Source organism: Catenulispora pinisilvae (genome assembly GCF_015356865.1).
GTDB lineage: Bacteria > Actinomycetota > Actinomycetes > Streptomycetales > Catenulisporaceae > Catenulispora > Catenulispora pinisilvae.
The window spans coordinates 58,555-66,908 of sequence record NZ_JAAFZA010000030.1; the positions used below are offsets into that span (position 1 = coordinate 58,555).

At 71.3% G+C, this 8,354-nt stretch carries 7 protein-coding genes and 1 pseudogene; 4 read left to right on the forward strand and 4 right to left on the reverse strand.

The window, feature by feature from the left end:
• Positions 1-220: 220 nt before the first annotated feature.
• Both IZR01_RS11235 and IZR01_RS11240 read left to right on the forward strand, forming a co-directional pair.
• Positions 221-1,651, forward strand: a complete 1,431-nt coding sequence (locus IZR01_RS11235; protein WP_194923777.1) for a sensor histidine kinase — start codon at positions 221-223, stop codon at positions 1,649-1,651.
• Between the two features lie 8 nt (positions 1,652-1,659).
• A complete protein-coding gene (locus IZR01_RS11240; RefSeq protein WP_194896062.1) occupies positions 1,660-2,325 on the forward strand; it encodes a response regulator in 666 nt (221 codons plus the stop codon).
• Positions 2,326-3,132: 807 nt separating this feature from the next.
• Here IZR01_RS11240 and IZR01_RS11245 read toward each other — a convergent pair.
• The 3 genes and pseudogenes from IZR01_RS11245 to IZR01_RS11255 form a co-directional block, all read right to left on the reverse strand.
• Positions 3,133-4,296 carry an alpha-hydroxy-acid oxidizing protein gene (locus tag IZR01_RS11245; protein ID WP_194923778.1) on the reverse strand — a complete coding sequence of 388 codons (1,164 nt, stop codon included), beginning with the start codon at positions 4,294-4,296 and terminating at the stop codon, positions 3,133-3,135.
• 195 nt (positions 4,297-4,491) lie between these two features.
• Positions 4,492-5,251, reverse strand: a pseudogene (locus IZR01_RS11250) (ABC transporter permease).
• Positions 5,248-6,318 carry an ABC transporter ATP-binding protein gene (locus IZR01_RS11255; RefSeq protein ID WP_194923779.1) on the reverse strand — a complete coding sequence of 357 codons (1,071 nt, stop codon included), beginning with the start codon at positions 6,316-6,318 and terminating at the stop codon, positions 5,248-5,250. Before IZR01_RS11255 ends, IZR01_RS11250 begins: the two are co-directional and overlap by 4 nt.
• Positions 6,319-6,466: 148 nt before the next feature.
• On the opposite strand from IZR01_RS11255, the gene IZR01_RS11260 reads away from it, so the two are divergent.
• The gene (locus tag IZR01_RS11260; protein WP_194923780.1) at positions 6,467-7,144 is read left to right on the forward strand and encodes a GbsR/MarR family transcriptional regulator; all 678 of its coding nucleotides are present in this window, start codon (positions 6,467-6,469) and stop codon (positions 7,142-7,144) included.
• Between the two features lie 173 nt (positions 7,145-7,317).
• Complete coding sequence (locus IZR01_RS11265) at positions 7,318-7,635, forward strand: hypothetical protein (protein WP_194923781.1); 318 nt, start codon at positions 7,318-7,320, stop codon at positions 7,633-7,635.
• Between the two features lie 17 nt (positions 7,636-7,652).
• On the opposite strand, the gene IZR01_RS11270 is transcribed toward IZR01_RS11265, so the two are convergent.
• Positions 7,653-8,147 (reverse strand): hypothetical protein, encoded by a 495-nt coding sequence (locus IZR01_RS11270; RefSeq protein WP_194894355.1) that lies wholly within the window; start codon positions 8,145-8,147, stop codon positions 7,653-7,655.
• Positions 8,148-8,354 lie beyond the last annotated feature (207 nt).

Consider the following 8,354-nt stretch of genomic DNA (forward strand, 5'->3'; position numbering starts at 1 on the left):
ATCGCCACTAGGCGCCGACACGCACGGCCGAGCCCGGATTCGAGCCTAGAGAGGCCCGCGTTCGCGTTCACCGTCCCCAGGTGCCGAATTAGCCCCTCCGTGTGGCACCCCGGTACTAGGGCAAGCCCATCCCCAGGGCTGACGACACCTTGTCGGGCATGCGACTATCGTCGATCCAGGCCAGTTCATCGGCCCGTTCAGCAGGAGGTGACGGAAAACCATGGTGGACCTCCTGGTCAGGAGTGGGGCGCGGGACGACAGCGCGGCCGCGGTACCAGCCGGGCCGGTGCCGGCCCCGGGCGGCGACCCCCGCGGCGCCGCAGACCCGGCAGGCCCGGCAGACCCGGCGAACCCGCCGGTGCCGGTGCGGCCGGTGAGCCCCGGCTTCGAATGGCCGCGGGCGGCGCGTGGTGTGCAGGCCGCGTTCCGGGGCCACAGCTACCGGCAGGACGTGGTCCTGGCCCTGACCGTCTTCCTGCTCACCTTGCTGCCCTCGCAGGCCGGCCAAGGCTCGGAGCTGTTGCACGCCTCCGCACTGCTGGTGGTCACCTCGGTGCTGTCGTCCGCGGCGGTGATCTGGCGGCGGGCGGCGCCGGTCACGATGTACACGCTGGTGCTCGCCGCCTGCACCGCGGAATGGGCGGGGGCGCAGAGTTCGGCCACCGACATCAGCTGGATGATCTGCCTCTACACCGTCGCCAGGTACCGCTCGATGCGGACGCTGCGCTTCGCGCTGGGCGCGATCGTGCCGGCCCTGGCCGTGCTGTTCTACCGGATGCCGCCGGTCCAGGGCCCGATCCTGGTCTCGCTGTTCTTCCTCGGTACCGGCATCGCGGCCAGCGCCGCCCTCGGCCTGATGGCCCGGGAGCGCCAGGCCCAGCTCGCCGCGCTGGCCGAGCGTGCCCACCACGCCGAGCAGGAGCGCGAGCAGCGGGCCCGGCTGGCGGTGCTGGCCGAGCGCGCCCGATTCTCCCGGGAGACCCACGACATCGTCGGGCACAGCCTGGCGGTGATCATCGGGCTGGCCGACGGCGGCGCGCGCCAGGTCGAGGCGCATCCGTGGCGGGGCCGTCAGGTGTTCGAGCTGATCGCCGAGACCAGCCGGCAGTCGTTGTCGGACCTGCGGCACACGCTCGGCGCGCTGCGCGAACACGGTCCGGGCCGGGACGGCGACGGGATCGGCGGCTTCGGCGGGCTCGGCGGCATCGGCGCCGAGGCGTTCTCGCCCCAGCCGGGGATGGCCGACATCTCGGACCTGTTGGACCGGACCCGCTCGGCCGGGCCCCGGGTCTCGTGCCGGACCAGCGGCGAGACCGCGGCGCTGCCGCGCGGTCTCCAGTCGGCGGTCTACCGCATCGTGCAGGAGTCGCTGACCAACTGCCTCAAGCACGCCGGGCCGGACACCAACGTGCGGGTGGTGATCGAGGCCGACGCGCGGACGCTGAAGCTGAGCATCGCCGACACCGGTCCGGCCGGGGTGCGCCGGGGCCTGTCGGCGCCGCCGGATTCGCGGGATTCGCGCGGCCAGGGCCTGGCCGGGGTCCGGGAGCGCGCGGCGCTGGCCGGCGGGAAGGCCGAGGCCGGACCGAACGAGGCCGGCGGTTGGACCGTGGCCGCCCGGTTCCCGCTGCTGCCGGCCGGGGAGGTGTGAGGGCGTCGATGACCAGCATTCTGATCGTCGACGACCAGCCCTTGCAGCGGATGGGCTTCCGCATGGTGCTGGAGACCGAGCCCGGGGTCAGCATCGTGGGCGAGGCCGAGAACGGGATCGAGGCCGTGCGCCGGACCGCGGAGCTGTCCCCGGACGTGGTCCTGATGGACATCCGGATGCCGGGGATGGACGGGATCGAGGCGACCCGCCAGATCACGGCTTCCGGCGGGCGCTCGCGGGTCCTGGTCCTGACCACGTTCGACCTCGACGAGTACGTCTACGCCGCGCTCCAGGCCGGCGCCAGCGGCTTCCTGCTGAAGGACGCCCGCCCGGACGAGCTGCTGGCCGGAATCCGGGCGGTCGCGGTCGGCGACGCGGTGGTGGCCCCGGCGCTGACCCGCCGGCTGTTGCACGCGTTCGCCAAGGCGCTGCCCGGGCCGGACCGGCGCGCCGCCGAGGATCCGCGGCTGCGGACCCTGACGGAGCGGGAGTTGGAGGTGCTGCGGGTGGTGGCGACCGGGCTGACCAACACCGAGATCGCCGAGGCGCTGCACCTGTCGGAGTCGACGGTGAAGACGCATGTCAGCCGGGCCATGGCGAAGATCGGCGCCCGGGATCGGGTGCAGGCGGTCATCATCGCTTATGACGTGGGGCTGGTGGACCCGCGCGGTTAGGGCCTAGTTGATCTTTCAAGGGTTGGGTGGGGGCTTTGGTCACCGGCTTGAGGTGAGCTGAGTGTGAAGCCGGCGGTCGCGTGCGGGGCTTTGGTCACCGGCTTGAGGTGAGTCGGATGTGAGGCCGGCGGTCGCGTGCGGGGCTTTGGTCACCGGCTTGAGGCGAGTCGGGTGTGAAGCCGGCGGTCGCGTGCGGGGCTTTGGTTACCGGCTTGAGGTGAGTCGGGTACGGAGCCCGGCGGTCGCGTGCGGGGCTTAAAAGCGTTGTGAAAAAACCGCCAGATTTCGTCCGCCGGCTTCCCGAGACCCGCGGCGGTCGCCCGGCAGGGCGGACAAAATCAGGCCGTTTTGTCACAACATGTGTGGTCCGCTTCCGAGAACGGGCAGCCCGGGCGTCAAACCGGCCACGTCGCCGGCTGCCGGTCGCCCCCAGGGCGAGGTTCACAACCCTACGGCGCAAGGCGGGGACCGGCTGAGGTGACGGCGTACCCGGCCGCGGGCTTCGCGCGGTGCGGGACCCTGACTAACGCAAGCACACATGTTGTTAAAAAACGGCCAGATTTTGGCCGCCGGACCTGCTCACCGCCGCCCGACAGCGCAAGTCAGCGGCCAAAATCTGGCGGTTTTTTCACAACGCTTTTAAGCCCCGCACGCGACCGCCGGGCTCCGTACCCGACTCACCTCAAGCCGGTAACCAAAGCCCCGCACGCGACCGCCGGCTTCACACCCGGGTCACCTGAAGCCGGTGACCAGAACCCCGCACCCAACCCCCGAAAGATCGACGCGGCGCTGCACTACTGACCGAAGTCAGCCGACGGTGCGCAGCGCGTCCGGGGTGAGGTCGGCGAGCGTCGGATAGCCGTCGACGGCCATCAACAGGTCGGCCTCGGCCAGCAAGGTGCGCAGCACGTGCACGAGCCCGTCGACGCCGCCGATGGCGAGGCCGTAGAGGTAGGGACGGCCGATCGCGACCGCGGTGGCACCCAGGGCCAGGGCCTTGACGACGTCCGTGCCGCTGCGCACCCCGGAGTCGAAGATCACCGGAAGTCCGTCGGCGGCCGCGACCACCTCGGGCAGTGCGTCCAGCGCGGCCAGGCCGCCGTTGGCCTGGCGGCCGCCGTGGTTCGAGCAGTAGATCCCGTCCACGCCGCCGTCGCGGGCCCGGCGCACGTCCTCGGGGTGACACAGGCCCTTGACGATCAGCGGCAGGGTCGTGAGCGAGCGCAGCCACGGCAGGTCATCCCAGGTCAGGGGGTTGCCGAAGACGCCGGCCCAGTGCATGACGGTCGGCGCCATGTCCTCCTCGGGTGGCTTGGGCAGCGCGGCGCGGAACACCGGGTCGCTGGTGTAGTTGGTCAGGCAGTGCCCGCGCAGCTGCGGGAAGTTCGCGGTGGACAGGTCGCGGGGGCGCCAGCCGGTGACCCAGGTGTCCAGGGTGACGACGATGCCCTGGAACCCGGCCTGCTCGGCCCGCCGCACCAGGCTGGCGGCCAGGTCGCGGTCGGTGGGCGTGTAGAGCTGGAAGAAGCCGGGGGTCTGGCCGAACTCGGCGGCCACCTGCTCCATCGGGTCCGCCGACAGGGTCGAGGCGATCATCGGGACCCCGGTCTGCGCGGCGGCGCGCGCCGCCGCGAGGTCGCCGTGGCCGTCCTGCGCGCACAGGCCGAGCACGCCGACCGGGGCCATGAGCAGCGGCGTGGGCAGCGTCAGGCCGAACATGGAGACCGACAGGTCCCGCTGGGCGGCGCCGACGAACATGCGCGGGACCAGCGCGTGCCGCAGGAAGGCGGCGACGTTGGCGCGCTGGGTGTGCTCGTCACCGGCCCCGCCGGCCACGTAGGACCACACCGACGGCGGCAGCGCCGCCTGGGCCGCGGACTCCCAGCCTTCGAACAGCATCGGGAAGCGCGGGACCACCCCCTGGAGCCCGTCGAGGTAGATCTCGTACTGGTAGCCGCCGAAGTCGGTCATCCGCTGCCTGCTTCCTCGTCGTCTGGTGGTCGGTCGGTATTCGGCCGGTGTTCGGCCAGTGTTCGGTCGTCGTTCACAGGGTGAAGATCGCCAGGAATCCTACGACCGTGGGACGGCCGCCGGAGACGGCCGGAATGACGACTTGCGGCGGTGGCTGACGTGTGTCAGCTGACGAACGATCAGCGGCTGTCGCGGTCAGCGGTTATAGAGCTTGCGTGCCCATAGATATCCGCCGAGCGCGATCACCACACTCCACACGACCGCCTTGGTGAGATTGGTGCCGACGCTCTGGTCGTTGAGCAGCGCGCGGAGCGTCTCGATGACCGGGGTGAACGGCTGGTGGTTCGCGAACCAGCGCAGCGGCGCGGGCAGCGAGGCGGTGGGGACGACGCCGCTGCCGAGGAACGGCAGCATCAGCAACGGCATCGGGAGGTTGCTGGCGGTGGCGACGCTCTTGGCGGACATCGCCAGGGCGGCGGAGAGCCAGGTGATGGCGAACGTGAACATGGCCAGCACGCCGATCACGCCGAGCCAGTCCGCGACCGTGGCCGCCGGGCGGAAACCGATCACCACGGCGGCCACCAGCGCCGCGGCGAGGGCGAGGAAGTTCTGCACCAGCGCGCCGAGGACGTGGCCGGTGAGCACCGAGACGCGGGCGATGGCCATGGTCTTGAAGCGGGCGACGATCCCGCCGGTCATGTCCATCGCCACCGAGATCGCGGTGCCCTGCGCGGCGCCGGCGATGGTGGTGGCCAGGATGCCGGGGGGTGAGGTAGCCGGCGTAGGCGGCACGGCTGCCGCCGAGGCCGGCGCTCATGGTGCCGCCGAGGACGTAGACGAACAGGAGGAGGAAGACGACGGGGATGGCGGTATAGGTGAGGAGCGGGGTCGGATAGCGGCGGATGTGCTTGAGCTGGCGGCGGAGCATGGTCGCGGAGTCGGTCAGGGCTCTCATCGGGCGGGGTCCTTGGTGGTGGTGACGGCTGCGGTCGGGCTGGTCGGGGCCGTCGGGCTGGTCGGAGCGGTCAGACTGGTCGGGGCGGCCTGACTGATCGGCGTGGTCGGAGCGGCCGGGCTGGTCGGGCTGGTCGGGCTGGTCAGGCTGGTCAGGAATCCGATACCAGCCGTCGTCGGGGCGGCCGAGGCGTCACCGGTCAAGGCGAGAAAGACATCGTCGAGATCGGGAGTGTGCACCGACAGCCCGGCCACCTCGGCCTCACACGCGTCAAGCTGCTCCAGCACACTCCTCAGCGACTCGACAACGCCCGCGTCGGTGATCCGCACAGTCAGCGCGGTCTCGTCAGCGAACCGCACGCTGATGTGGCCTCCGGGAATCAGCCGCTTGAGCTGGTCCGGCGTCCCCTCGGCGACCAGTGCGCCGCGACTGAGCAGCGCCACGCGGTCGGCGAGTTGGTCGGCCTCCTCCAGGTATTGCGTGGTCAAGAAGACCGTGACGCCATCGTTCTCGACCAGCCCCCGCACCGTCTGCCACAGATCGCGGCGGCTGCGCGGGTCCAGACCGGCGGTGGGTTCATCGAGGAAGATCAGCCGGGGCTCGCCGACCATGGTCATGGCCAGGTCCAGGCGCCGGCGCAGGCCTCCGGAGTAGGCGGCGACGAGTTCGCGGGCCACGTCCGCGAGATCGAAGCGTTCGAGCAGCGCGTGGACGGTCTGCCGTCGCCGCCCGCGCCCGACGTGCAGCAGATCGGCCATCAGGCGCAGGTTCTCCTCGCCGGTGAGCAGGTCGTCGACGGCGGAGAACTGGCCGGTGACGCCGATCGCGGCGCGGACCGCGTCGGGTTCGGCGGCCAGGTCGTGCCCGGCGACCCGGATCTGGCCGGCGTCGGCTTTGAGCAGCGTGGACAGGATCTGGACGGTCGTGGTCTTGCCGGCGCCGTTCGGGCCGAGCAGGGAGAAGATCGTGCCCTGCGGGACGGTGAGGTCGATGCCGTCCAGGACGAGGTGCGGGCCGTAGGACTTGCGCAGGCCCGTGACGGCGATCGCCGGTTCTTTGTTCAGCACGGTCTGAAAGCTACGTTGCGTTCAGAGGAATTGTCCACGCGGGGAACCACATATAGCCAGTTCAGAGGCAGATTATTGATGCAATGACGCTGAAGTCGAATGCACCACTACCGTTGCAACCGCCATCGCCGAATGCAATACTGCGGCCATGCCAGGAGGACGATTGACCCAGCAGGACCGCCAGCGCATCGCGGCGTGGCTCGCCGAAGGACTCTCCTACGCCGAGATCGCCCGCCGCCTCGGCCGGACCACCTCGACCGTGAGCCGGGAGATCGGCCGGAACGGGGGTCCGGCGGGGTACCGTGCCGAGCTCGCCCATCGGGCCACGGAGCGTCGGGCGCGGCGCCGCACGCCGAGCATTCCGCCCCGCCGTGACAGCGGGAACGCCGAGGCCCGGGCCGCCGAGGAGCACGCGGTGGAGACCGCGGTCGGCATGGGCCTGCCGAGGATGACGGCCCGGGTGCTGATCGCGCTGTGGGCGAGCGATGAGGGCCGGCTCACGGCGGCCGAGCTGACCCGGTCCCTGGGGGTCAGCCCGGCGTCGGTGTCGGCCGCGGTCGGGTACCTGGCCGGGCAGGGGCTGATCCAGCGCGAGAGCCTGGGGCGTCGCGACGTGTACGTCGTGGACAACGACGCCTGGTACCGCTCGATCGTCACCGGCGCCGAGCAGACGTTGCAGGCGGCGCAGGTCGCGCGGGAGTCGGCGGAGCGACTCGGGCTCGACACCCCGGCCGGAGCCCGGTTGGCCAGCGGCGGGGCGTTCCTGGAGCGGGTCAGCCTGGACACGGTGGAGTCGGCGAAGCGGTGGCGCGGGCTGCTGGCGTGAGCCGGCCGGACGCGCCGTCGGATACCGGTTTTTCACACGCCGCACAGGCGTCGCAGCCGTTGCGGGAAGCGGAGCCGGAACGATTGCGGCAGCGTTTACATCGGGAAATCCGGGGCACCCGGAACCGATCAGAGCGTGTCGCCCATGGCCCGAGTGTGACGAGGCGGTGGTGGATGATGTTCGGCCCGGCAACCTGGCGTCGGTATCGCGCGGCGAAGGCGAAGTCCGCGTGCGAGCGCATGATCGGCGAGCTGTCCGGCCGCGCGCTGGTCCGCGAGGCCGAGGACCTGGTGGAATCGGCCTGGATAGACGGCCTGGACCGGGCCGAGCACGCCGATCCGACCGTGCGGCTGATCCTGGAGCGCGAGCGGGCCGCCTTCACCCGCGCGGCACGCAAACGGGCCGCCGAGGCGGACAAGGACCAACGGCGGCTGGCCGCGGTCAGGGCGGATCTGGTGCAGCTGACCCGGACCGGAACGCAGGCTGAGTGAGGGTCGGCGAGCGCCGGTCACAGTCCGCCGTCCACCGTCGCGAACTCCCCCACATGGTCCTTCAGCACCAACACATCTAGTCCGGCGAAACCGAGCCCCGCGACGTACTCCACCGGCATGGCCACGTGCTTGCGGTGCCACACGTGCCCGGCCAGCAGCACGACGTGCGTGATCGCGTCGTCCTCGGCCCGCACCACCAGCCCCAGCACCCGGCCGGCGTCGCCGTCCACGGCGTGGGCGTGGTCACCGCGCCGGATCCTGAGCCGGCCGTCGGACACGGCCGCCGGAAGCCCTTCGAAGGCGCGGCGGTCGCACTCCAGCAGCACGCCATAGCGCGTGGGCCGGGCCAGTTCGGCGGGCACCAGGTGGACCGCGCCGTTCGCGATCGAGCACACGACCAGCCCGGTCAGCCGCGGCAGCTCGGGTTCGACGACGACCTGTAGTAACTCTCCGCAGCCGGCATCGGCGCAGTAGACCTTGCTCCCGAACTCGAATATCGCCGACTCGCTCATCGTCGGGCTCCTCAAATCGCCCAACTCCGAATATACGGCCCAGGCCTGCCGTAGTGCCGCCGCGGAGCCCGGTGCGTCGGCGCGGCGATACGTGGGTGAGGCGGTGCGGTGCGGCGGTGCGGCGGTCAGATCGCGACGATCTCCGGATACACCGGCTGCCACATCGCCGCCCGCACCCGCTCCTCGATGTCGTCGCCGACCTCCGCC

Coding starts and splice junctions, on each gene's coding strand:
- IZR01_RS11235 (WP_194923777.1), top strand. CDS start 221: ATGGTGGACCTCCTGGTCAGGAGTGGGGCGCGGGACGACAGCGCGGCC.
- IZR01_RS11240 (WP_194896062.1), top strand. CDS start 1,660: ATGACCAGCATTCTGATCGTCGACGACCAGCCCTTGCAGCGGATGGGC.
- IZR01_RS11245 (WP_194923778.1), bottom strand. CDS start 4,296: ATGACCGACTTCGGCGGCTACCAGTACGAGATCTACCTCGACGGGCTC.
- IZR01_RS11260 (WP_194923780.1), top strand. CDS start 6,467: ATGCCAGGAGGACGATTGACCCAGCAGGACCGCCAGCGCATCGCGGCG.
- IZR01_RS11265 (WP_194923781.1), top strand. CDS start 7,318: ATGATGTTCGGCCCGGCAACCTGGCGTCGGTATCGCGCGGCGAAGGCG.
- IZR01_RS11270 (WP_194894355.1), bottom strand. CDS start 8,147: ATGAGCGAGTCGGCGATATTCGAGTTCGGGAGCAAGGTCTACTGCGCC.